Below are 24,900 nucleotides of genomic sequence, written 5' to 3'. Positions count from 1 at the left end.
ATGAGTCATTACGATAATAACTTAGACAAAAATAACGCAAATTTTGTTCCATTAACCCCATTAAGTTTCCTCGAAAGAGCAAAAGATATCTATCCAGATTATGAAGCTTTAATTTATGAAGATAGGTCTTACACCTGGGAACAAATTTATAAGAGATGCATAAAATTTGCGAGTGCACTAGAAAAAATTGGTATTAAGGAGGGGGATACAGTTTCAGTCATGGCTTTTAATACACCTGAAATTTTTGAGGCTCATTATTCTGTACCAATGACTGGAGCAGTTCTAAATACTATAAACACAAGATTAGATGCTAAGACAGTTGCATATATTATTGATCATAGCGAAGCAAAAGTATTAATTGTAGATCGACAACTACATTCAGTTTTAAAAAAAGCATTGGAATTATCCAAAAACAAACCTTTAATAATTGATATTCATGATAAATTTGCTGATCAATCTTTATTAAAAAAAATTGGCGAAAAAGAATATGAAGAATTCCTGAATACTGGTGATGAAACATTCATCTGGAAGAGACCAAAAGATGAATGGCAAGCAATATCTTTAAGTTATACTTCAGGCACGACAGGAAATCCAAAAGGAGTTGTATATCACCATAGAGGTTCTTATTTAATGTCTACAGGAAGTGCAATTGCATGGAACATGCCAAATAGATTAAATTTTTTAACAGTTGTTCCAATGTTTCACTGCAATGGTTGGGGATATCCTTGGACAATCCCGATGCTAAACGGCAGAACAATTTGTTTAAGAGCCATTGATATAAAAAAAATTTTTGAGTTAATTATTAAGCATGAAATCACACATTTTGGTGGAGCACCAATAGTTTTAAATATGATAACTGGTGCATCAGAAAGTGATAGAAAAAAACTTACACATAAAGTTTATGTTCTTACAGCTGGAGCACCACCACCAAGTATTATATTTAAAAAAATGGAAGCACTTGGTTTTGAAGTAATGCATGTTTATGGACTAACAGAAACATACGGACATATTTTACAATGTGCATGGAATGAGAATTGGAATTCTTTTGATGAAGACAAGAAAAATGAGATTAAAGCAAGACAAGGTGTTAGATATCCTAATACAGAGGATGTAATAGTAATGGACCCCGAGTCTATGAAACCTGTTCCTAAAGATGCAAAAACCATTGGTGAGATAATGATTAAAGGTAACGTAGTTATGAAAGGTTACTTTAAAGATAAAGATGCAACAGATAAAGCAATGTCACATGGTTGGTTTCACTCTGGGGATTTGGCTGTAGTTAATCCTGATGGATATATTAAAATTAAAGATAGATCTAAGGATATAATTATTTCAGGAGGAGAAAATATTTCATCTATAGAAATTGAAAATACTTTAGCAAAACATCCATCTGTTTCGATAGCTGCAGTAGTTGCAAAACCGGATGAAAAATGGGGAGAGGTTCCTTGTGCTTTTATTGAGAAAGTGCAAGATAAAGATGTATCAGAAAAAGAATTAATTGATTTTTGTAGAGAGACTTTAGCTGGTTTTAAAATACCAAAAAAAGTAGCATTTTGTGAATTACCAAAAACTTCAACAGGAAAAATTCAAAAATTTGAGCTAAGAAAAAAAGCCAAGGAACTTACTTGATTCTTAAAGTAGATAATAAGCAGGTCTTTGCCTCCGATGCAGGTAAAGATTTTGATAAAAATAAAGAAACAATTTTTTTGCTTCATGGTAGTGGGTTAACACATATTGTTTGGTCTTTAACCGAACAATATTTGTCAAACAAAAATTTTAACATTTTAGCAATTGATTTACCTGGCCATGGAAAATCAGATGGACCATGTCTAACGAGCATAGAAAAAATTGCAGACTGGTTAGAAAACATAAGAAATGAAATAAATGTTGAAAAAATATCAATAATTGGTCATTCGCAAGGGTGCCTTGAGGCGATAGAATATGGTTCAAAATATAAAAATCATATTTCTAAATTAGTATTGTTGGCTGGGTCCTATAAAATGCCAGTCAATCAAGATTTGATTGATTTAGCTGAGTCTGGCGATAAAAAAGCAGTTCATCTGATGATGAAATGGGGTTATGAGGGATCAAAAAAATTTATTGGCGGAAACCCGGTAGAAAAAATTATCAACTCATCAAGAGAAGTTAAGGAAATTTTATCTGTAGATCTTAAAGCTTGTAATAATTATAAAAACGGAAAAGATGCATCGACAAGTATTGAGTGTCCAACAATTCTTATTTTTGGAGCACTTGATAAAATGGTGCCAACTGAAAATGGAAAAAAATTTGCTAATTTAATAAAAAACTCAAAAACTGAGATTTTAAATGATTGTGGACATATGATTATGTTTGAAAAAGCTTTTGAAATGAGGGAAAAGGTAGCAGAATTTTTAAAAAAATGAAAAACTTTTCAATTATAAAATCAAGAAGATTAAGAAGCACACCTTACACTGATAGAATAGAAGCTCATGGGGTGAGTGGTTATACAGTTTACAATCACATGCTACTCCCGGTCTCTTTTAAGTCGGTAGAAGCTGATTATGAGCATCTTAAGAAATTTGTGCAAGTATGGGATGTGGCTGCAGAAAGACAGGTACAAATTACTGGAAAAGACTCTGCAAAATTAGTTCAACTAATGACGTGTAGAGATTTATCAAATTCAAAAGTTGGAAAATGCTATTATGCACCTTTAATTGACGATCAAGGAAATTTAGTTAATGATCCAATTATAAATAAACTTGCAGATGATAAATGGTGGCTTTCAATAGCCGACTCAGATGTAATATTTTTTGCAAAAGGTTTAGCTGCCGGATACAAATTTGAAGTGGAGATTACTGAACCAAACGTAAATATTTTAGCTGTCCAAGGACCTTTGTCTGATAATCTTTTGGCAAAAATATTTGGTGAAGAAATTAGACAATTAAAATTTTTTAATTTTAAGTATTACGAATTCAAAGGAAAAAAATATTTTATTGCTAGATCTGGATGGTCTAAACAAAGCGGTTTTGAAATATATGTTGAAGATGATAAAGCTGGTCAAGACTTATATGACTATTTGTTTGAATATGGTAAAGAATTTAATGTAAAAGCAGGATGTCCAAATTTAATTGAAAGAATAGAATCTGCTTTATTATCTTATGGTAATGATTTTGATAATAGAGACAATCCATTTGAGGCAAATTTTGATAAATTTGTGAATTTAGAATCGAATGTAAATTTCTTGGGCAAAGAAAGATTGAAACAAATTAAGCAAAATGGAATAAAAAGAAAATTAATGGGTGTTAAGATTGATCATAATAAAATTGATATGTACTGTGAAAAAACATTATATGATGATAATAATAATATCGTTGGTCACGTTAGGTCTGCCGCATATTCTCCAACATTTAAAAAAGTGATTGGAATTGCAATGATTAATAAACCCTATTGGGATGCAAAACATCAATTTAAAATTGATATCAATGAGAAAATATTTCTAGGAACAGTTTGCGATTTACCTTTCATTTAGTATAAGTTAATCAACATGAATATAGCGATTGTAGGAGCAACAGGAAATGTTGGAAGAAAAATTATAGAAGTTCTGGAAAGAAAAAACTTTTCAGTGACTAATCTATACCTTCTAGCATCTGCTAAAAGCTCAGGTGTAAAAATTAAATTTAAAGACAGTGAAATTGAAGTAAGCGACCTAGAAAATTTTGATTTCTCAAAAGCTGATATTACATTTTTTTCTGCAGGTGGAAAAATTTCAGAAAAATATGTCTCTGCAGCAGCAAAGCATACTGTAGTTATAGATAATTCAAGCTATTTTAGAATGGATCCAGATGTGCCTTTAATTGTTCCTCAAGTCAATTCTAAAGAAATAAAAAATATGAAAAAAAATATTTTAGCTAATCCAAACTGTTCAACTGCTCAATTGGTAATAGTTTTAAAAAATTTGAATGATAATTTTAAAATAAAAAGATTGGTAATATCAACTTACCAATCCACATCAGGTGCTGGAAAAAAACCTATGGATGAGCTTTTGAATCAAACAAAGAAAGCTCTTGAGTTTAAAGAAATTAAAAGTGAGAATTTTACTAAACAAATAGCATTTAATGCTATACCTCATATAGATAAATTTAGTACAGATGGATATACGAAAGAGGAAATTAAAATGATACAAGAGTCTAATAAAATTTTAGGTTCGAATATAGATATCACAGCAACGTGTGTTAGAATTCCTGTTTTAGTATCTCATGCGGAGTCTGTTAACGTTGAATTTGAGAATGAGGCATCAATTGATAAGGTTATAGAAATTTTAAATCAATCACCTGGTTGTAAAGTAATTGATGATAGGAATGATGGAGGATATATTACCCCGGTAGAAGCTGAAGGAAAAAATGAAACTTTTATTTCAAGAATTAGAAAAGATAATAGTAAAAAAAATGCAATTAACATGTGGATAGTTTCAGACAATTTATTAAGAGGAGCGGCTTTAAATGCAGTGGAAATTGCGGAGGCATACATTAAGAAGTAATTATGAAAGACAACAATCCTATATCTCCACACATACAAGTTTATAACTGGCATATTTCATCACTTGTTTCAATTTCTCACAGAATAACAGGAGTGATAAATTATTTATTATTAATACTTGTTTGTTTTTGGGTGATTAGTTTAATATTTGGCTCAGAAAGTTATCAATACTTTAAAAAATTTTCAGAATCGATGGTGGGTAAGTTTTTTATTATTGGATTTATTTGGTCCTATTTATTTCAGATTTTAAGTGAAATCAGACATTGGTTCTGGGACATGGGTTATGGTTTTGAATTGAGAACTACAAAAATAACAGGTGTCATTGTGATATTAGGCTCTTTTATATTAACAATAGCTTTATACCTTCTAAGTGGAGTTCTAATTTAATGCTTCAAGCTACAAAAAAATGGTTATTCCAAAAAATCAGTTCAGTAATAATGGTTCCTTTTATGATTTGGTTTTTAATGAATATTGTTACAATATTTAATGGAAGTTATGATGAGGTAGTTAATTTCTTTACCTCACAGCCATCTAAAATATTATTTTCAATTTTCATAGTTAGCATGTTTTTTTATTCAGCTCTCAGTATTAGTGAGATTTTTGAGGACTATATAAAGCAGGAAAATGCAAAAAAATACGCAAATTTGGGTGTTTTTTTGTCATCTTTAATTATCCCTCTATTTACAATAATTACTATTATATATTTATAATTATGAAATCTTACAAAATTATTGATCACGAATATGATGTAGTTGTGTTAGGTGCTGGTGGTTCAGGCTTGAGAGCTGCTGTTGGGTTAAGTGAAGCTGGGCTTAAGACAGCTTGTATATCAAAAGTTTTTCCAACTAGAAGCCATACATCTGCTGCCCAAGGTGGAATTTCTGCAGCGTTAGGTAATATGGGTGAAGATGATTGGCGTTGGCATATGTATGATACAGTTAAAGGTGCAGATTGGTTGGGTGATCAGGATTGTATAGAGTACTTGTGTAAAGAAGCTCCTCGAGCAGTTTTGGAATTAGAAAAATATGGTGTTCCTTTTAGCAGAACAGATGATGGCAAAATTTACCAAAGACCTTTTGGTGGAATGACAAAAAACTATGGTAACGAACCAGTACAAAGAACTTGTGCAGCAGCAGATAGAACTGGCCATGCAATTTTACATACATTGTATGGACAAGCTTTGAAACATAATACAGAATTTTTTATTGAGTATTTTGCATTAGATCTTTTAATGAAAAATGGTGAGTGCAAAGGTTTAGTTGCTTGGAATTTAAATGATGGCACAATTCATAGGTTTAGGTCTCACATAACAATTATTGCAACTGGTGGTTATGGAAAAATATATTATTCAGCTACTTCAGCACATACTTGTACTGGTGATGGGAATGCAATGGTATTAAGAGCAGGTTTACCTTTACAAGATATGGAATTTGTTCAATTTCATCCAACAGGTATCTATGGTCATGGCACTTTAATATCTGAGGGTGTAAGAGGTGAAGGCGGATATCTTGTAAACTCTAAAGGTGAAAGATTTATGGAGAGATATGCTCCTAAAGCTAAGGACTTAGCATCAAGAGATGTGGTGAGCAGATCTATTGCAGTTGAAATAAATGAGGGCAGAGGAGTTGGTAAAGATAAAGATCACGTTCACTTACATTTAGATCACCTAGATAAAAATGTTATCGAAGAGAGATTACCAGGCATATCAGAGTCTTCGAAGTTATTCGCTAACGTTGATGTTACTAAAGAACCAATACCAGTAGTACCAACTGTTCATTATAACATGGGGGGTATACCTACAAATTATAAAGCTGAAGTGCTAACACTAAATGGTTCTGAAAAAACAGTTCCGGGATTAATGGCCATTGGTGAGGCTGCATGTGTATCTGTTCATGGAGCAAATAGATTAGGATCTAATTCATTAATTGATTTAGTTGTTTTTGGAAGAGCTGCAGCAAAAAGAGCATCCGAATTAGTAAAACCTGGACAACCACATGAAGATATTCCAGATTCTGAAACTGATAAATGTTTATCAAGATTTGATAAGCTTAGAAATTCTAGCGGTTCAAACAGTACTGCAGATTTAAGATTATCTATGCAAAAAACAATGCAGTCAAAGTGTGCCGTTTTTAGAACAGAAAAAACTTTAAAAGAAGGCATTGAGCAAATAAGAAAACCATTTGAAGGTATGGAAAATTTATCAGTGAAAGATAAATCTTTAATTTTTAATACTGATTTAGTTGAAACCTTAGAGTTTGATAACTTAATACGACAAGCAATAACAACAATGGACTCAGCATATTATAGAAAGGAGAGCAGAGGTGCTCATGCTAGAGAAGATTATCCTAAGAGAGACGATGAAAAATACATGCAACATACTTTATCTTGGTGTGAAGGTAAGAAAACAAAAATAGATTATAGACCAGTTCACAGGTCAACACTAACTAATGATGTGCAGTATTTCCCGCCACAGGAAAGAGTCTACTGATGGTTCAAATAAATTTGCCTAAGAATTCAAAAATCCAAAAGGGCAAATATTTTAAAGACACAACAGGTTCTAAGAATATAAGAAAAGTTAATATTTATAGATGGGATCCCTCAACTGGCGAAAACCCAAGAATTGATACTTACGAAGTGGATATGGATAATTGTCCATCAAAAGTCTTAGATCTACTAAATAAAATAAAAAATGAAATTGATCCTACTATCGCCTATAGAAGATCATGTGCACATGGAGTTTGTGGTTCTTGCGCAATGAATATGGATGGAAAAAATGGTTTAGCTTGCACTAAACCTCATTCAGAGATTAAAGGAGATATTAATATTTATCCTCTCCCTCATTTAAAAGTATTAAAAGATCTCATTGGAGATTTAAGTACACTTTATAAACAATATGAGTCTGTGGAACCTTGGCTAAAAAATTCAAACGATTCTAGCAAAACTGAGAACTTACAATCCAAAGAAGATAGAGCTAAACTTGATGGACTTTATGAATGTATTATGTGCGCATGCTGTTCCACGTCATGTCCTAGTTATTGGTGGAACGGAGATAAATATCTTGGTCCAGCTGTTTTACTTCAAGCCTATAGGTGGATAATAGACTCAAGAGATGAAGATAGAAAAGCAAGATTAAAAAAAGTAGCTGACGAACTAAAACTATATAGGTGCCATACAATCATGAACTGTACAAATGCTTGTCCAAAGGGTCTTAATCCAGCAAAAGCTATAGCATCCATCAAAAAAATGCTTGCAACAAGCTAATTAGTTAATTAAATAATTTTGCCGATGAATTTAATACAACATTACGTAAATGGTAAAATTTTTCCTGGTTCATCCAAAAGAAGCGGAAAAGTTTTTAATCCCGCAACAGGATCACAAGAAAGCGAAGTCTCACTTGGAACAAAAAATGACTTAGACCAAACTGTTGATATAGCATCAAAAGCTTTTGAAACATGGTCACTAAAACCACCAATACAAAGAGCAAGAGTCATGTTTAAATTTAAAGAATTGATAGAAAAAAATTCAGATGAACTAACAAAATTAATCGTTTCTGAACATGGTAAGGTTTACGAGGATGCAAAAGGTTCACTGACAAGAGGTTTAGAGATAGTTGAGTTTGCCTGCGGTATACCTCAAATGTTAAAAGGGGAATTTACAGAAAATGTTGGCACCGAGATTGACAGCTGGTCAATTAGACAGCCACTTGGTGTTTGTGCAGGTATAACCCCATTTAATTTTCCAGCTATGGTACCAATGTGGATGTTTCCGATGGCTATCGCATGTGGAAATACATTTATTTTAAAACCGTCAGAGAAAGATCCTTCATGTTCAATAAAGTTAGCAGAGCTATTTTCAGAAGCTGGTTTACCTGATGGAGTTCTTAATGTTGTCAATGGAGATAAAGAGGTAGTTGATGCAATTTTAACAAATAAAAAAATTCAAGCAGTAAGTTTTGTTGGATCGACTCCAATAGCAAAATATATTTACGAAAATGCTGCAAAAAATGAAAAAAGGGTACAAGCTTTAGGAGGTGCAAAAAATCATTGTGTTGTTATGCCTGACTGTGATTTAGATCAAGCTGTTAACGGATTAATGGGAGCGGCATACGGATCTGCAGGAGAAAGATGCATGGCCCAATCAGTAGCAGTTGCTGTTGGAAAAATTGGTGATGAATTAGTAGGAAAACTATCAAAAAAAGTCGAGGCTTTAAAAGTTGGTCCTGGAATGGATAAAAGTTCAGAGATGGGCCCTTTAGTTACAAAAGAACATCTTGAAAAAGTGAAAGGATATGTAGATTTAGGTGTGAAAGAGGGCGCTAAGTTAGTTGTGGACGGCAGAAATATAAAGTTACAAGGTTATGAAAAAGGATATTTTATAGGCGGATGTTTATTTGATCATGTGAGTAAGGATATGAGAATTTATAAAGAAGAGATTTTCGGTCCAGTGTTATCAGTTGTAAGAGCTAAAGATTTTAACGAGGCAATTAATTTAATTAACGAACATGAATTTGGTAATGGAACAAGTATTTACACTCGTGATGGTGATGTTGGGAGAACTTTTGCAAGCAAAATTAAAGTTGGCATGGTTGGCATAAATATACCTATACCTGTGCCAGTTGCATTCCACAGTTTTGGTGGATGGAAAAGATCACTTTTTGGAGATCAACACATGCATGGACCTGAGGGTGTAAGATTTTATACGAAATTAAAAACAATTACATCTAGGTGGCCTTCAGGAGTTAGATCAAATCCAGAGTTTATAATGCCAACAATGAAATAGAAAAATTCTATGACCAAAATATCTTTAATTGGAGCAGGACAAATAGGAGGAACACTAGCACATTTGATTGGCATAAAAGAGTTAGTAAATGAGTTAGTTTTGTTTGATGTGGCAAGTGGAATTGCTAAAGGCAAAAGTTTAGATATTGCTCAATCTTCATCTGTTGATGGTTTTAATGTAAAATTTTCAGGTACAGACAACTACGAAGATATAAAAAATTCTGATGTAATTATAATTACAGCTGGTGTTCCAAGAAAACCAGGCATGAGCAGAGATGATCTATTAGGGATAAATTTAAAGATAATCAAACAGGTAGCTGAAGGAATAAAAAAAAATTCACCTAATGCATTTGTAATTTGTATAACAAATCCATTAGATGTAATGGTCATGGCTTTACAAAAGTTTTCTGGATTACCAGCTAATAAAGTTGTGGGAATGGCAGGGATATTAGATAGCTCAAGATATAAACTATTTTTATCATTAGAATTAAATGTACCTGTAAAAAATATAGAAGCAATGGTAATGGGTGGTCATGGAGATACTATGGTACCATTACCTAGGTTAACAAAAATATCTGGCAAACCTCTTTTAGATTTAGTCAAAGATGGCAAAATTTCATCTGAAAAACTTGAAAGCATTAACCAAAGAACCAGAGATGGTGGAGCAGAAATAGTTAAGTATTTAGAAAAAGGATCAGCATTTTATGCTCCAGCGGCCTCAGGAGTTCAGATGGCAGAAGCTTATTTGCAAGATAAAAAATTAACTTTACCATGTGCCGTCAAATTAGAAGGTCAATATGGATTTAAAGATGTCTATGCAGGTGTTCCAGTAATAATTGGAAGCAAAGGTGTTGAAAAAATTGTGGAGATTGAATTAAATGATCAAGAAAAAAAAGAATTTATTCACTCAGTAGATTCAGTGAAGAAATTATGGGATGCCGCTACTAAAATAGATCCCGAATTAAAATAATGAATATTCACGAACATCAAGCAAAACAAATCTTAAAAAAATACGGTGTAAGTGTTCCAAAAGGTGATTTTGCCTTCACAGTAAATGAGTTAATTGAAAAAGCGAAAAAGATTAAGACTGAAAAATATGTTTTAAAAGCACAGATACACGCTGGAGGCAGAGGTAAAGCTGGAGGGGTCAAAATATTGAATAATATTGAAGAATTAACTGATGCTGCAAAAGAGATGTTGGGAAAAACTCTTATTACTCACCAGACTGGTCCAAATGGCAAAGAAGTAAAAAGACTTTATATTGAAGAGTCGTCAAAAATTAAGAAAGAATTTTATTTGTCTTGTCTTATCGATAGAGCCACTTCAAAAATTGCATTTATTTCTAGTGATCAAGGAGGAATGGACATTGAAGAGGTAGCTAAAAAGAGTCCTGAAAAAATAATTACGACTAAATTAGATTATCTTGAGGATATTGATGAAGAAAGTTGCAAAAAGATTATCAAAATTTTTAATTTAAAAGACAATGCAACGCAACAAGGAATAAATCTAATTAAATCAATTTATAAAATGTTTATATCTACTGATGCAAACTTAGTTGAAATAAATCCCTTAATATTAACAGAGGATGATAATCTAATTTGTTTAGATGCCAAAATGAATTTTGATGACAATTCAATTTATAGGCAACCAGAGATTCAAAGCCTAAGAGATTTAAATGAGGAAGATCCATCAGAAATTGAGGCAAGTAAACATGATCTAGCCTATATAAAATTAGATGGATCAATTGGCTGTATGGTAAATGGAGCAGGATTAGCAATGGCAACCATGGATATAATTAAATTGTTTGGGCAAGAACCAGCAAATTTTTTAGATGTGGGTGGTGGAGCCTCAAAAGAAAAAGTTTCTGCAGCTTTTAAAATTATACTTTCAGACTCAAATGTTAAGGGAATATTAATAAATATTTTTGGAGGAATTATGAGATGTGATATTCTTGCTCAAGGAGTTGTTGAAGCAGCAAAAGAAATTAATATCAATGTACCACTTGTAGTTAGATTAGCTGGAACAAACTATAAAGAAGGTAAACTAATTTTAGATAACTCAGGGTTAAAAATAATTTCTGCATCAGATTTGTCAGATGCGGCTAGCAAAATTGTAAAAGCAATAAAATAATGTCTATTTTAGTAAATAAAGAAACCAAAGTAATTTGCCAGGGATTTACAGGATCCCATGGCACATTTCACTCTGAACAAGCTATTAAGTATGGAACTAATCTTGTAGGTGGCGTAACTCCTAAAAAAGGAGGTCAAGAACATTTGGGTAGACCAGTCTTTAATACTGTTAAAGAAGCTAAAGATAAAACTGGCGCAAATGCTTCAATGATTTATGTCCCAGCAAAATTTGCTGCGGCTGCAATAATTGAAGCATTAGATGCATCTATAGAATTGATTGTTTGTATCACTGAGGGGATACCAATATTAGACATGTTAAAAGTTAAACAAAAATTATCAAAATCTAAATCAAGATTAATTGGTCCTAACTGCCCAGGTATTATTACACCTGATGAATGCAAAATTGGAATAATGCCAGGAAATATTCACAAAAAAGGAACAGTTGGAATAGTCTCAAGATCAGGTACATTAACTTATGAAGCAGTTGCTCAAACTACCGAAAATGGACTTGGTCAATCGACTTGTATAGGTATTGGTGGCGATCCAATTAATGGGACAAATTTTATTGATTGTCTCGATCTTTTTTTAAAAGACGATGATACAAAATCTATACTAATGATTGGGGAAATTGGTGGTTCTGCTGAGGAAGAAGCTGCTGAATTTATAAAAAGTCATTCTATCAAAAAGCCTATGGTTGGATTTATTGCAGGAGTAACAGCACCACCCGGTAGAAGAATGGGACATGCTGGAGCAATAATTTCTGGAGGCAAAGGTAGCGCAAAAGACAAAATAGAAACTATGGAAAAGGCAGGCATTACTATAGCTAATTCTCCTGCTGAGTTGGGCAAAACACTTTTAGATAAATTGTCTCTTTAAATAAAGGAACTTTGTATTATAAATAGTAAATATAAATGAGTTCCTCAAATAACCTAGAAAATAAAAATGCAACTTTTTTAAATAAATCCAACAGCGGATTTATTGAGGAAATGTATGTAAAATTTATAGAGGGAGATCCAAATTTACCCGAAAGTTGGAGAAGCTATTTTGAAAGTCTAAATGAAGATCTAGAAGTCATTTCCAAAGAAATTCAAGGACCGAATTGGAGTCCAAAAAAAATAAAAATTAATAGAAATAATTTAAACTATAAAAAAAATGTCTCTACAGAAAATGTTAATGCAGATAAAAAAGTATCAGATTCTATAAGAGCTATAACGCTAATAAGAGCTTACAGAACAAGAGGTCATTTGATTGCAAATTTAGATCCTTTGGATTTAATGAAAAGAGAATATTTACACGATTTACATCCAAAAGATCATGGTTTTACTGCAGATGATCTTAATAGGAAAATTTTCTTAGATAACTATATGGATATAGGACATGCAACAATTAAAGAAATAACAAATAATTTAAAAAAAATCTATTGCTCAACAATTGGTGCCGAATTTATGCATATTACAGATCCAGCTGAAAAAGTCTGGTTCAGAGAAAGGATGGAAAAAAAAGAAAATCAATTAAATTTTACTAGAAATGGAAAAATAGCAATTATGAATAAAATAATCCAAGCAGAAGGATTTGAAAAATTTTTGGCAAAAAAATATGTTGGAACTAAAAGATTTGGTCTAGATGGCGGCGAGTCTTTAATACCATCTTTAGAACAAATAATTAAACGAGGAGGTCAATTAGGTGCAAAAGAAATTAAAATTGGAATGCCTCATAGAGGAAGATTAAATGTTTTAGCAAATGTTTTACAAAAGTCTTATAAAAGAATTTTTAATGAATTTGCAGGTGAATTTTCATCTACACATGATGACTCTACAGGTGATGTAAAATATCATTTAGGAGCATCTTCAGATAGAGAATTCGATGGAAATTCTGTTCACGTGAGTTTGACTGATAACCCATCACATTTAGAGGCAGTCAATCCCGTAGTCCTCGGTCAAACTAGAGCAAAACAATTTTTTCATAAGGACGAAGAAAGAAAAAAAGTAATACCAGTTCTAATTCATGGAGATGCTGCGTTTGCTGGACAAGGTGTAGTAGCAGAATGTTTTGCTATGTCAGGTCTTAAAGGACATAATACTGGAGGAACCATTCACATAATCGTAAACAACCAAATTGGATTTACAACCAGCCCAAGGTTTGCAAGATCAAGTCCATATCCATCTGATTTAGGAAAAGTTGTTGAGTCACCGATTTTACACTGCAATGGAGACGATCCAGAGTCTGTTGTTCATTGCGCAAAAATCGCAATAGAATTTAGGCAAAAATTTAATAAAGATGTTGTTATAGATATGATTTGTTATAGGCGGTTTGGCCATAATGAAGGAGACGAACCTTCATTCACTCAGCCATTAATGTATAAAAAAATTAGGGCTCACCCAACTACACTAAATATTTATGGTAAAAAACTGGTTGAGGAGGGAACTTTGTCTGAAAGTGAGTTTAATAAAATGAATACAGATTTTAAACAACTTTTGGAAAATCAGTTTAAAACTGCAAAAGATTATAAACCTAAATTAAATTGGTTTGAAGGAACATGGTCAAGATATCAACCAACTAAAGGTAAAGATAAAAAAGGAGTAACGGGAGTAAACAATGACAAAATTAAGAAAATATCAGAAAAAATAAACTCAATACCTTCAAAAATATTTGCTCATAAAACAATCGAAAGAGTTTTTTCTCAAAGAGCAAAAACAGTAGCTGAAGGAAAAAATATTGATTGGTCTACAGCAGAAAGCCTGGCTTTTGGCACTTTGTTAGAAGAAGGTTTTCCAGTAAGGTTAGTCGGACAGGACTCAGGCAGAGGCACATTTAGTCAAAGACATTCAGTAATTAGGAACCAAAATGATAATTCAAGATATATCCCGTTAAATAACATTTCAAATAATCAAAAAAAATATGAAATAGTCGACAGTCTGTTGTCCGAATTGGCAGTTCTAGGTTTTGAGTATGGTTATAGTTTGGTTGAACCAGAAACACTAACTATATGGGAAGCACAATTTGGAGATTTTGCAAATGGAGCACAAGTAGTTATAGATCAATTTATAGCATCAGGAGAGAGAAAGTGGTCAAGGGCCTCAGGACTCGTAATGCTTTTGCCCCATGGATATGAAGGACAAGGACCAGAACATTCATCTGCAAGATTGGAGCGTTTTTTACAATTATGCGCCCAAGAAAATATTCAGGTTATGAATTGTACAACACCCGCTAACTATTTTCACGCTTTAAGAAGACAAATTCACAGGGAATTTAGAAAACCATTAGTTATTATGACACCTAAGTCTTTGCTGAGACATAAATATTGCGTGTCAAATTTAGATGATTTTAATAAATCTAATTCTTTTCATAGAGTATTAGAAGACCATGCTTTAATCAAAAATTCTAAATTTGTAAAAATTAAAAAAGCTAAAAAAGTCAGAAAAGTTATAATTTGCTCAGGTAAAATTTATTTTGATCTACTCGAAGCAAGAGAAAAAAATAAGGTTGACGATGTAATTTTTGTTAGAATTGAAGAATTATATCCATTCCCAGTAAAATCTTTAACTAAAGCCATTAAACCATATGTCTCAAATTCTCAGTTTTTTTGGTGCCAGGAGGAGCCCAAAAATATGGGCGCATGGTCATCTGTAAGAGATTATATTCAATGGACTTTGGATAATTTAGGAGTTAAAAAGAAATTAGATTATATTGGCAGAAAAGCTGCGGCATCGCCTGCTACTGGATATGCTAATAGACATGCTAAACAACAAATAGAAATTTTAGATAAAGTATTTAAATAGATGTCAGAAAAAATAGTTGTTCCTGTCCTTGGAGAGAGCATAACCGAAGCTACAGTTGCAAAATGGCTTAAAAGCAAAGGCGATAACGTTGAAGTAGATGAACCCATTGTTGAGCTAGAAACTGACAAAGTAAATTTAGAAGTGCCCTCACCATCTGGAGGGATCTTAGGAGAAATAAATTTTGAAGCAGGATCTACAGTTGAAGTTGGAGCAACGTTAGGGTCTATCATGGGAGGTCAATCAGCATCTAAAAACGATAAAATTGAAAAAATAAAAGCTACGACCAAACCACCAGAAAATATTAATGACAACATAATTAAATTTGATGAAGAAAGAGACACCAAACTCTTTGACAATAATAACGAAGAAGAAAATTTAAAAATTCAATCTAAACAAGGGACAAATCAAGAACCTGAAGAAGAGGCACTTGTTTTAACTGAAGAAGTAAAAAGTGATGAAAAAGTTAAATCAGGGAAAGAAAAAGTTATGTCACCTGCAGTTAGAAAAATAGTAAAAGAGAATAATATAAATATAGAAGAAATTAAGGGATCAGGTAAAGACGGGATGATTCTTAAAGGAGACTTACTAAGTTTAATGGGTGTTAAACCTGCTCCATCAGAAAGAAAATTAAAATTTGGAGAGGAAGAAAAAATTAAAATGTCTAGGCTAAGAATGACAATTGCAAAAAGATTAAAACAATCCCAAGAAAATGCAGCGATGCTTACTACTTTTAACGAAGTAGATATGACAAATATCATGAACATGCGAAAAGAAAATCAGGATGATTTTCAACAAAAATTTAAAATAAAATTGGGGATCATGTCGTTTTTTGTTAAAGCTTGCGTAGTCGGGCTTAAGTTATATCCAGCAATCAATGCAGAAGTAGAAAGCGAGAACATAATTTACAAAAATTATTACAATATCAGCTTCGCGGTTGGAACAGATAAAGGATTGGTGGTGCCAGTTTTAAAGAATGCAGATGAAATGTCATTTGCAGACATAGAGATGAATATAAAAACTCTATCTGATAAGGCTAGAGATGGAAAAATTACAATTGAAGACCTACAAGGTGGAACATTCACAATTAGTAACGGGGGTGTATATGGTTCTATGTTATCTACTCCAATTTTAAATTTACCACAATCAGGTGTTTTGGGCATGCATAATATTGTTAGTAGACCATATGTAATTGATAATGAAATTAAAATTAGACCAATTATGTATTTAGCATTATCTTATGATCATCGTATAATTGACGGAAAAGAGGCAGTTTCATTTTTAAAAACTGTTAAAGAAAATTTGGAGGAACCAAGAAGATTATTTTTAAATTTATAAAGCTATGTCTGAAAAATTTGATGCAATTATTATAGGCGGTGGCCCAGGTGGATATGTTTGCGCAATAAGACTTGCTCAATTAGGAAAAAAAACCGCATGTGTAGAATATAGGGGCACTTTAGGTGGAACGTGTTTAAATATTGGATGCATCCCCTCAAAAAATTTATTGAACCTTTCTGAAAATTTTCAAAAAGCAAAAAATTTTTCAAAAGTAGGAATCGAGATAAGTGATATTAAATTAAATCTTGATAAAATGATGAAAAATAAAGATAAAGCGGTAACTTTATTAACTAAAGGAGTAGAGTTTTTATTTAAAAAAAATAAGGTTTCTTATTTCAAAGGTTTTGGAAGCTTTGTTTCGGACAAAAAAATAAAAATCAAAAGCTCTGATGGTAAAGAGACTGAAATAGAAGGAGAAAATATAATTATAGCTACAGGCTCAGAGCCCTCTAAAATGCAAAATATTAACTTTGATGAGGAAAGAATTGTATCTTCAACAGGCGCTCTTTCTTTAAAAAAAGTTCCTAAAAAAATGATTGTAATCGGTGGTGGATACATTGGACTAGAAATGGGTTCTGTTTGGTCAAGATTAGGTTCTGATGTTCATGTAATTGAATTTTTAGATCACATTACACCTGGAATGGATAAAGAAATTTCAAATGAATTTATGAAAATTTTAAAAAAACAAAACATAAAATTTCATATGAGTACGAAAGTAGAGAAAATTACAAAAAAAGGAGAAAATGTAGAGATAGAGACTTCAAATATTAAGGGAGAAAAAAACTCTCATGATTGTGATGTTGCTTTAATTTCAATAGGTAGAAAGGCATTCACAGACAAACTAAATTTAGAGAAAATAAAATTAAAAACTGACGAAAAAGGTAGAGTTAAAGTAGATAAAAATTTTAAGACAGACAAAAAAAATATTTTTGCTATAGGCGATGTAATTCAAGGACCGATGTTAGCGCATAAGGCTGAAGAAGAAGGTATTGCAGTGGCAGAAATTATTGCAGGCCAATCTGGACATGTAAATTATGATTTAATTCCTGGAGTTATTTATACTTCTCCAGAAGTAGCAACTATCGGAAAAACAGAGGAACAATTAAAAAAACAAAATATCGGTTATAAAATAGGAAAGTTTCCATTCATGGCAAACTCTAGAGCCAAGGCAATTGATGAGCCCGAAGGTTTTGTAAAAATTTTAGCTGATAACTCAACTGACAAAGTGTTAGGGGTACATATTATAGGTCCCCATGCTGGTGAAATGATTGCAGAAATGGCAGTTGCGATGGAATTTGGTGCAAGTTCTGAGGACATTGCAAGGACTTGTCATGCGCATCCTACATTTTCTGAGGCAATTAAAGAAGCAGCATTATCAGTAGATAAAAGACAGATTCATTCGTAATATATATCTTATATTACAAATGAAGTTTCCAGTTCTTATCCCAAATATATTTGATCATCCATTTACATACACTTCTGACATAAATCTGAAGGTAGGTGACTATGTTGAAGTCCCTTTTGGTAAAAAAAAAGTTAACGGCATTGTCTGGAACGAGTTTGAACAAGATCAATCAAAAAGTTTTAAATTAAAAAAAATATTGAGGAAATTAGATGTTAACCCATTAAAAAAAACAACAATAGACTTCTTAAATTGGTTTTCAAAATATAACATTGTTCCAAAAGGAATGGCTTTGAAACTTCATTTATTAAGCAATCAAGCTATTGAAAATAAAACAAGTGATAATTTCACTGAGTACAACTCAATAATCAAAAAATCTATTTATAAATTAAATGACGAACAACGAAAGTGTTTTAACAATCTATCTAAAAAAAATAATAAATTTTGTGTTAATGTGCTTCAAGGCACAACAGGTTCAGGAAAAACATTAGTTTATTTCAATCTTATTAAAAATAAGATTAAACAAAATAAACAAGCACTTATACTACTACCTGAAATAGGTTTAACAGGAGAATTCGAAAAAAAATTTTTAGATTTTTTTGGTTTTAAACCAGCTATATGGCACTCTAGTGTGACACCAAAAAATAAAAAAATCATATGGAATGGTTTAAGCAATGGAAATATTAAAGCTATAATTGGTGCAAGATCATCCCTTTTTTTGCCTTTCAAAAATTTAGGGATAGTTATTGTTGATGAGGAACACGACCAATCTTTTAAACAAGATGAGGGAGTGGCTTATAATGCAAGAGACATGGCTATATCAAGAGCCTCCTATGAAAACATTCCAGTAAACTTAATTTCTGCCGTTCCTTCAATTGAAACATACAACAACATAACAAAAGGAAAGTATTTCTCTCATCGAATTCTAAAAAGATATAAAAATGCAAGGCTACCTGAATATGAGTTAATTGATTTAACGAAAGAAAAAAGAATGAAAAATAGTTTATTTTCTGAAAAAATTATTGGCAAAGTTAAAAATCATTTAAAACAAAATGACCAAGTATTATTCTTTGTTAATCGAAGAGGATACTCTCCTTTTGTTATTTGTAAAAAATGTTTAAAAAATTTCACTTGTCCGAAGTGTTCTATTAATCTCGTTTATCATAAAAAGATAAACAAGATTTTATGTCACTATTGTGGGTATAAAAAAAACTTAGAAACAATTTGTAAATTTGATAATGAAAAATGTGAATTTATTTATAGTGGTTTGGGGGTTGAAAAAATATTAGAGGAAGTAAAAAAAAATTTTCCTGGAAAAAAAACTGTAATTTTTTCAAGTGATACAATTAATAAAAAAAATTCACAAATTGAAATACAAAGAATTATTGATAATGAAACTAAAATTTTAATAGGAACCCAATTAATATCAAAAGGATTTCATTTCCCAAATTTAAATTGCATAGTAATACTTGATTTAGATTTAGCCTCACGCGGTTTCGACATAAGAAGTGTGGAAAAAACTGTACAACTATATCATCAATTGTCAGGGCGTGCCGGGAGAGAAGGCAAGCCATCAAAAGTATATTTTCAAACAATTAATAAAAAAAATAATGTGATATCTCAAATTATTAATCCAGACCCATATATATTTTTAGAAAATGAACTTGAGTTGAGGAAAAAATTTAAATTACCACCCTTTGAGAGATTTGTTTCAATTATAATAAGTTGTAAAGATGCCTCTATGTCAGAAAAGATTGCATATGACCTTGTTATATCACTTAAAAAAAAAACAGATGGGAATATATTAGGTCCTGTAAATGCACCAATTTATAAAATTAGAGGCAAATATAGAAACAGAATACTTATTAGATCGAGTAAAAATATAAATATTCAAAGACAGATACTAAATACTATTAAAAATTTTAAACTACCGCCTCAAATAAAACTTTCAGTTGATGTTGATCCAATAAACTTCAATTAACACAGAAAAAAAATGTATTTTTTTTAACCTCTAGCTTGATCGTATCTGGGCTATGTGCTAATTAATTCAAAAATTTAACGATCTAATTATATTAACTTGAAAAAAATCACTTAAAATGTCTTTCAACAGTTACTCAAAAGCTTTGTATGAATTATCCATTGAGTCTAATGTTACGGATGAAATCGAACACCAGTCAAAATCTATTTTAAAAGCTTTGGAAACAATAAAAGAATTTAATGCTTTTATCAAAAACCCTCTTTTTAAACAAAATGATCATGTTGAAATGCTAAATGATCTTTCAAAGAAATTTAACTTTAACCCAATACTAAATAAATTCTTAAATTTTTTGGTGAGCAAGCGCAGGCTCTTTTATTTAGATAAAATTTTAAAGGATTTTGTTTCATATTGTTCATTTAAACGAGGTGAAGTGGATGCAAAATTAATATCTGCCAAAGAACTTAAAGATGATGAAGTAGAAATAATCAAAAAAGATCTGTTCGCTAAGTTTGGATCAAAAATTAATTTAGATTATAAAGTAGACAAAGATCTTATTTCAGGATTAATAATTCAAGTTGGAAGTATTATGATTGATAATTCTATGAAAAATAAACTTAAACAAATTAAGTCAAAGATGATTGAGGTATAAATGGATATAAATCCTTCAGAAGTAACAAAAATATTAAAAGAACAAATCAAAAAATTTGGAGACAAGTCTGAGGTTACTGAAATTGGACAAGTTTTATCTGTTGGTGACGGCATAGCAAGAATTTATGGTCTGGATAATGTTCAAGCTGGAGAGATGGTTGAATTCTCTGATGGTTCAAAGGGAATGGCTTTAAACCTTGAAAGTGACAACGTTGGCGTAGTTATTTTTGGTGATGACAGAGCTATTAAAGAAGGAGATACAGTAAAAAGAACTGGATCAATTGTTGATGTTCCAGTCGGCAAACAATTATTAGGAAGAGTAGTTGATGGGTTAGGAAACCCAATAGATGGTAAAGCTAATCTCGAAAAAAATCTAGAAAGAAGAAGAGTGGAAGTAAAAGCACCAGGTATTATACCCAGACAATCGGTAGGTGAACCAATGCAAACTGGTTTAAAATCGATAGATAGTTTAATTCCAATTGGTAGAGGCCAAAGAGAATTAATCATAGGAGATAGACAAACTGGAAAAACTGCAGTCGCAATCGATACAATTATTAATCAAAAAAAAATTAATGAATCAGAAGATGAAAGCAAAAAACTTTATTGTATTTATGTTGCTATAGGCCAAAAAAGATCTACGGTTGCACAAATTGTAAAGACATTAGAGGATGCAGGAGCTATGGATTATACGACTATAGTTTCGGCAACAGCTTCAGATTCTGCTCCTTTACAATTCTTAGCACCTTATACTGGTTGTGCTATGGGAGAATATTTTAGAGATAATGGAATGCATGCACTCATTATTTACGATGACTTATCAAAACAAGCAGTAGCCTACCGTCAGATGTCTCTATTACTTAGAAGACCTCCAGGTAGAGAAGCTTATCCAGGTGATGTCTTTTATTTACACAGCAGACTTCTAGAGAGAGCAGCGAAATTAAGTGACGCCAATGGTGGAGGTTCATTAACAGCATTACCTGTTATAGAGACACAAGCAGGGGATGTTTCTGCATATATTCCAACTAATGTAATTTCTATTACAGATGGGCAAATTTTTTTAGAAACAGAATTGTTTAATCAAGGTATTAGACCAGCGGTTAATGTTGGGTTGTCTGTTTCGCGAGTTGGATCAGCAGCTCAAACTAAAGCGATGAAAAAAGTTGCAGGTTCAATTAAATTAGAGTTGGCTCAATATAGAGAAATGGCAGCATTTGCTCAATTTGGTTCTGATTTAGATGCCTCAACTCAAAAATTATTAAATAGAGGATCAAAATTAACAGAATTATTAAAGCAAAAACAATATTCACCAATGACTGTTGCAGAGCAAGTTTTAACTATATTTGCAGGTGTTAGAGGATACCTTGATGATATAGACTTAAAAAATATCGAAGATTTCGAAAACCAACTTTTGGAAAAATGCAAATCTGAAAAACCTGAGATTATTGAAAGTATTTCCAGCTCTGGAAAGCTTGATGAAGATATAGAAAAAAATTTAGCATCTCTGATAAATGATTTAAAAGAAAAGTTTAAAAATGCCTAGTTTAGATGATTTAAGAAAAAGAATTACAAGTGTTAAATCGACCCAAAAAATTACTAAAGCGATGAAAATGGTTGCGGCTGCTAAACTACGAAAAGCTCAAGAAAACGCTGAAAAAGGCAGACCTTATTCTGAAAAAATGAATAATATTATATTAAATCTTTCAGCTGGTGTCAGTGATACTCAGTCAGCACCAAAATTATTAGTTGGTACAGGAAAAGAGGATGTTCATTTATGTGTCGTTTTAACTTCTGACAGAGGATTATGTGGTGGATTTAACAGCAATATAATAAAAAAAGCAAAAAACTATTTTGAAAAAATTCAAAAAGAGGGAAAATCTCTTAAAATCATAACTGTTGGCTCAAAAGGACATGATCAACTAAAAAGACAGTATGGTAAAAGTATAATTGAAAATATTTCATTTAAAGAGTCAAAAAATATTAATTATTTTGATGCAGCTAAGGTCGGCAATTTAATAATTGAAAAATTTCAAAATGAAGAATTTGACTTTTGTACAATATTTTTCAATAAATTTAAAAATGTTATATCTCAAATACCCCAAGCACAACAAATAATACCTCTTGAAAATGAAAATAAAGATAAAGATGAAAAACTTGAATCTAATTACGAGTTTGAACCTGATGAAGACGAAATTCTAAGTAACTTACTACCTAAAAATATTTCAACTCAAATATTTAAAGCTATGTTGGAAAATTCAGCAAGTGAACAAGGGTCAAGGATGACAGCAATGGACAATGCGACAAGAAACGCTGGAGATTTAGTTGATAAACTAACTATTCAGTATAATAGAAGTCGTCAAGCTGCTATTACAAAGGAATTAATTGAAATAATATCGGGAGCGGAAAGTTTATAATATGAGCAAAAAAGGAATAATTACTCAGGTTATAGGAGCTGTAGTAGACGTAAAATTTGATGGTGCATTACCAGAAATACTTACAGCCTTGCAATGTGATAATGGTGGAAATAAATTAATCTTAGAGGTAGCACAACACTTAGGAGAGTCCAGTGTAAGAACTATTGCGATGGATAGCACAGAAGGACTAAAACGTGGAGATGAAGCTCTAGATACGGGCGCTCCGATCCAAGTTCCTGTAGGCCCTGAAACTCTCGGCAGAATTATCAATGTTATTGGTGAGCCTATTGATGAAAAAGGTGATGTAAAAACTAAAGAGAGTTGGCCAATTCATAGACAAGCTCCAACTTTCAACGATCAATCAACTGAAACAGAAATTTTAGTAACTGGTATAAAAGTCATCGACCTATTAGCCCCTTATGCAAAAGGGGGGAAAATTGGTTTATTTGGAGGAGCTGGTGTTGGAAAAACTGTGATAATAATGGAGTTAATTAATAATATAGCAAAAGCGCATGGAGGCTTTTCAGTTTTTGCTGGCGTTGGTGAAAGAACTAGAGAAGGTAATGATCTTTACCATGAGATGATAGAGTCTGGAGTAATTAAACCAGAGGGGAAAGGTTCAAAGGCTGCTTTGGTTTATGGACAGATGAATGAACCACCAGGTGCAAGAGCGAGGGTAGCTCTTACTGGTTTGACAGTAGCAGAATATTTTAGGGATCAAGAGGGTCAAGATGTATTATTTTTCGTAGATAATATTTTTAGATTTACTCAAGCAGGCTCAGAAGTATCAGCTTTACTTGGTAGAATTCCTTCTGCGGTTGGATACCAACCAACTTTAGCAACGGATATGGGAAATTTACAAGAGAGAATTACAACAACTAATAAAGGCTCGATAACTTCCGTTCAAGCAATTTATGTTCCCGCAGACGATTTAACAGATCCTGCGCCAGCTACATCATTTTCTCACTTAGATGCAACAACCGTATTATCAAGACAAATAGCAGAGCTTGGAATTTACCCAGCAGTAGATCCTTTAGACTCAACATCAAGAATACTTGATCCAAGAATTGTCGGAGAAGAACACTATAGAGTTGCAAGATCTGTTCAAAAAATTTTACAAACATATAAATCTTTACAAGACATAATAGCAATTCTAGGAATGGACGAGCTATCAGAAGAAGATAAATTGACAGTAGCAAGAGCAAGAAAAATTCAAAGATTTTTATCTCAACCGTTTTTCGTAGCGGAAGTCTTTACTGGTTCTCCAGGAAAACTTGTCGATTTAGACTCAACCATCAAAGGATTTGATGCAATTTGTAAAGGTGAATATGATCATTTACCTGAGGCAGCTTTTTATATGGTTGGTACAATCGAAGAGGCGGTTCAAAAAGCTGAAAAAATGGCTAAGGAAGCAGCAGCCTAAATGGACCAATTTAATTTGGAAATCATAAGTCCAGAAAAATCTTTTTTAACAAAAAGTGATACTGAGGAAGTAGTTATCCCGGCTATTGAAGGATATATGGGTATATTAAAAGATCATATTCCTTTAATTTCTTTCTTAAAACCAGGAATTATTGACGTAAGATCTAAAGATGAAACTTTAAATTATTATGTAGATGATGGAATTGTCGAATTTAAAGATAATACTTTGTCGATTCTAACAAGTAATATTTTTGACTTAAAAGAAATGGATAAAAATAAAGTGGATAAAATTGTGAAGGATGCGGAGGAAGGTTTAAAAAAAGAAAATATTAAAGATCATGAACGATATATATTAGATCAGAAAATTGAGGTTTTAAATTCTATAAAGTCTAATTAAAAATAATTTTTTCAACTTCGCTTTTTAAATTTTTGTATACATCAGTTTTAAAGTCAAAACCATTACTTGTTAGAATCGACAAAGTATTATCTTTAAATTCGACAAT

General features: G+C 31.9%; 21 protein-coding genes. All 21 read left to right on the top strand.

The features are described from left to right. The 21 genes from AMN80_RS04610 (at position 1) to atpC (ending at position 24,794) form a co-directional block, all read left to right on the top strand. Complete coding sequence (locus tag AMN80_RS04610) at positions 1-1,629, top strand: AMP-binding protein (RefSeq protein WP_075520813.1); 1,629 nt, start codon at positions 1-3, stop codon at positions 1,627-1,629. After that, complete coding sequence (locus tag AMN80_RS04605; protein WP_075520812.1) at positions 1,626-2,402, top strand: alpha/beta fold hydrolase; 777 nt, start codon at positions 1,626-1,628, stop codon at positions 2,400-2,402. The genes AMN80_RS04610 and AMN80_RS04605 overlap by 4 nt, the downstream gene beginning before the upstream one ends. Then, a complete protein-coding gene (locus AMN80_RS04600; RefSeq protein WP_075520811.1) occupies positions 2,399-3,508 on the top strand; it encodes a dimethylsulfoniopropionate demethylase in 1,110 nt (369 codons plus the stop codon). Before AMN80_RS04605 ends, AMN80_RS04600 begins: the two co-directional genes overlap by 4 nt. 15 nt (positions 3,509-3,523) lie before the next feature. After that, entirely contained in the window at positions 3,524-4,516 is a 993-nt protein-coding gene (locus AMN80_RS04595; RefSeq protein ID WP_075520810.1) for an aspartate-semialdehyde dehydrogenase, read from the top strand. Between the two features lie 2 nt (positions 4,517-4,518). Beyond that, entirely contained in the window at positions 4,519-4,902 is a 384-nt protein-coding gene (gene sdhC, locus AMN80_RS04590; protein ID WP_075520809.1) for a succinate dehydrogenase, cytochrome b556 subunit, read from the top strand. Continuing rightward, positions 4,902-5,225, top strand: coding sequence for a succinate dehydrogenase, hydrophobic membrane anchor protein (sdhD, locus tag AMN80_RS04585; protein WP_075520808.1), 324 nt, complete (start codon positions 4,902-4,904; stop codon positions 5,223-5,225). The genes sdhC and sdhD overlap by 1 nt, the downstream gene beginning before the upstream one ends. 2 nt (positions 5,226-5,227) lie before the next feature. Beyond that, the gene (gene sdhA / locus AMN80_RS04580; RefSeq protein ID WP_075520807.1) at positions 5,228-7,003 is read left to right on the top strand and encodes a succinate dehydrogenase flavoprotein subunit; all 1,776 of its coding nucleotides are present in this window, start codon (positions 5,228-5,230) and stop codon (positions 7,001-7,003) included. Next, a complete protein-coding gene (locus tag AMN80_RS04575) occupies positions 7,003-7,776 on the top strand; it encodes a succinate dehydrogenase iron-sulfur subunit (protein WP_075520806.1) in 774 nt (257 codons plus the stop codon). Before sdhA ends, AMN80_RS04575 begins: the two co-directional genes overlap by 1 nt. 24 nt (positions 7,777-7,800) lie before the next feature. Continuing rightward, entirely contained in the window at positions 7,801-9,294 is a 1,494-nt protein-coding gene (locus AMN80_RS04570; protein ID WP_075520805.1) for a CoA-acylating methylmalonate-semialdehyde dehydrogenase, read from the top strand. 9 nt (positions 9,295-9,303) lie between these two features. Continuing rightward, positions 9,304-10,263, top strand: coding sequence for a malate dehydrogenase (gene mdh / locus AMN80_RS04565; protein ID WP_075520804.1), 960 nt, complete (start codon positions 9,304-9,306; stop codon positions 10,261-10,263). Continuing rightward, positions 10,263-11,423: an ADP-forming succinate--CoA ligase subunit beta gene (gene sucC / locus AMN80_RS04560; protein WP_075520803.1), complete on the top strand. Its 1,161-nt coding sequence runs from the start codon at positions 10,263-10,265 to the stop codon at positions 11,421-11,423. Before mdh ends, sucC begins: the two co-directional genes overlap by 1 nt. Beyond that, positions 11,423-12,298: a succinate--CoA ligase subunit alpha gene (gene sucD / locus AMN80_RS04555; RefSeq protein WP_075520802.1), complete on the top strand. Its 876-nt coding sequence runs from the start codon at positions 11,423-11,425 to the stop codon at positions 12,296-12,298. Before sucC ends, sucD begins: the two co-directional genes overlap by 1 nt. Before the next feature lie 35 nt (positions 12,299-12,333). Further along, the gene (locus AMN80_RS04550; protein ID WP_075520801.1) at positions 12,334-15,201 is read left to right on the top strand and encodes a 2-oxoglutarate dehydrogenase E1 component; all 2,868 of its coding nucleotides are present in this window, start codon (positions 12,334-12,336) and stop codon (positions 15,199-15,201) included. Beyond that, positions 15,202-16,536 carry a 2-oxoglutarate dehydrogenase complex dihydrolipoyllysine-residue succinyltransferase gene (gene odhB / locus AMN80_RS04545; protein WP_075520800.1) on the top strand — a complete coding sequence of 445 codons (1,335 nt, stop codon included), beginning with the start codon at positions 15,202-15,204 and terminating at the stop codon, positions 16,534-16,536. Positions 16,537-16,540: 4 nt separating this feature from the next. Next, a complete protein-coding gene (gene lpdA, locus AMN80_RS04540) occupies positions 16,541-17,941 on the top strand; it encodes a dihydrolipoyl dehydrogenase (RefSeq protein ID WP_075520799.1) in 1,401 nt (466 codons plus the stop codon). 19 nt (positions 17,942-17,960) lie between these two features. Then, on the top strand, positions 17,961-19,919 hold the full coding sequence (priA, locus tag AMN80_RS04535) for a replication restart helicase PriA (RefSeq protein ID WP_075520798.1): 1,959 nt from the start codon (positions 17,961-17,963) through the stop codon (positions 19,917-19,919). A gap of 115 nt (positions 19,920-20,034) precedes the next feature. Beyond that, on the top strand, positions 20,035-20,565 hold the full coding sequence (atpH, locus tag AMN80_RS04530; RefSeq protein WP_075520797.1) for an ATP synthase F1 subunit delta: 531 nt from the start codon (positions 20,035-20,037) through the stop codon (positions 20,563-20,565). After that, positions 20,566-22,104 carry a F0F1 ATP synthase subunit alpha gene (gene atpA, locus AMN80_RS04525; RefSeq protein WP_075520796.1) on the top strand — a complete coding sequence of 513 codons (1,539 nt, stop codon included), beginning with the start codon at positions 20,566-20,568 and terminating at the stop codon, positions 22,102-22,104. It begins immediately after the preceding gene. After that, positions 22,097-22,975, top strand: a complete 879-nt coding sequence (locus tag AMN80_RS04520; RefSeq protein WP_075520795.1) for a F0F1 ATP synthase subunit gamma — start codon at positions 22,097-22,099, stop codon at positions 22,973-22,975. Before atpA ends, AMN80_RS04520 begins: the two co-directional genes overlap by 8 nt. A gap of 1 nt (position 22,976) precedes the next feature. Then, positions 22,977-24,398, top strand: a complete 1,422-nt coding sequence (gene atpD / locus AMN80_RS04515) for a F0F1 ATP synthase subunit beta (RefSeq protein WP_075520794.1) — start codon at positions 22,977-22,979, stop codon at positions 24,396-24,398. Next, positions 24,399-24,794 (top strand): ATP synthase F1 subunit epsilon, encoded by a 396-nt coding sequence (gene atpC / locus AMN80_RS04510; protein ID WP_075520793.1) that lies wholly within the window; start codon positions 24,399-24,401, stop codon positions 24,792-24,794. The last annotated feature ends 106 nt before the right edge of the window (positions 24,795-24,900 follow it).

Source organism: Candidatus Pelagibacter communis, assembly GCF_001179985.1.
GTDB classification, from domain to species: domain Bacteria; phylum Pseudomonadota; class Alphaproteobacteria; order Pelagibacterales; family Pelagibacteraceae; genus Pelagibacter; species Pelagibacter ubique_J.
Note: the sequence above shows the minus strand (reverse complement) of the source record. Positions and strands in the feature narration are given on the sequence as shown.

Bases quoted from the DNA above. Each gene is read 5' to 3' on its own strand.
- atpA (WP_075520796.1), top strand. From the start codon at position 20,566: ATGGATATAAATCCTTCAGAAGTAACAAAAATATTAAAAGAACAAATC.
- atpC (WP_075520793.1), top strand. From the start codon at position 24,399: ATGGACCAATTTAATTTGGAAATCATAAGTCCAGAAAAATCTTTTTTA.
- sdhD (WP_075520808.1), top strand. From the start codon at position 4,902: ATGCTTCAAGCTACAAAAAAATGGTTATTCCAAAAAATCAGTTCAGTA.
- sucC (WP_075520803.1), top strand. From the start codon at position 10,263: ATGAATATTCACGAACATCAAGCAAAACAAATCTTAAAAAAATACGGT.
- sucD (WP_075520802.1), top strand. From the start codon at position 11,423: ATGTCTATTTTAGTAAATAAAGAAACCAAAGTAATTTGCCAGGGATTT.
- AMN80_RS04520 (WP_075520795.1), top strand. From the start codon at position 22,097: ATGCCTAGTTTAGATGATTTAAGAAAAAGAATTACAAGTGTTAAATCG.
- AMN80_RS04550 (WP_075520801.1), top strand. From the start codon at position 12,334: ATGAGTTCCTCAAATAACCTAGAAAATAAAAATGCAACTTTTTTAAAT.
- AMN80_RS04600 (WP_075520811.1), top strand. From the start codon at position 2,399: ATGAAAAACTTTTCAATTATAAAATCAAGAAGATTAAGAAGCACACCT.
- sdhA (WP_075520807.1), top strand. From the start codon at position 5,228: ATGAAATCTTACAAAATTATTGATCACGAATATGATGTAGTTGTGTTA.
- sdhC (WP_075520809.1), top strand. From the start codon at position 4,519: ATGAAAGACAACAATCCTATATCTCCACACATACAAGTTTATAACTGG.
- AMN80_RS04610 (WP_075520813.1), top strand. From the start codon at position 1: ATGAGTCATTACGATAATAACTTAGACAAAAATAACGCAAATTTTGTT.
- lpdA (WP_075520799.1), top strand. From the start codon at position 16,541: ATGTCTGAAAAATTTGATGCAATTATTATAGGCGGTGGCCCAGGTGGA.
- AMN80_RS04595 (WP_075520810.1), top strand. From the start codon at position 3,524: ATGAATATAGCGATTGTAGGAGCAACAGGAAATGTTGGAAGAAAAATT.
- atpD (WP_075520794.1), top strand. From the start codon at position 22,977: ATGAGCAAAAAAGGAATAATTACTCAGGTTATAGGAGCTGTAGTAGAC.
- atpH (WP_075520797.1), top strand. From the start codon at position 20,035: ATGTCTTTCAACAGTTACTCAAAAGCTTTGTATGAATTATCCATTGAG.
- priA (WP_075520798.1), top strand. From the start codon at position 17,961: ATGAAGTTTCCAGTTCTTATCCCAAATATATTTGATCATCCATTTACA.
- AMN80_RS04570 (WP_075520805.1), top strand. From the start codon at position 7,801: ATGAATTTAATACAACATTACGTAAATGGTAAAATTTTTCCTGGTTCA.
- mdh (WP_075520804.1), top strand. From the start codon at position 9,304: ATGACCAAAATATCTTTAATTGGAGCAGGACAAATAGGAGGAACACTA.
- AMN80_RS04575 (WP_075520806.1), top strand. From the start codon at position 7,003: ATGGTTCAAATAAATTTGCCTAAGAATTCAAAAATCCAAAAGGGCAAA.
- odhB (WP_075520800.1), top strand. From the start codon at position 15,202: ATGTCAGAAAAAATAGTTGTTCCTGTCCTTGGAGAGAGCATAACCGAA.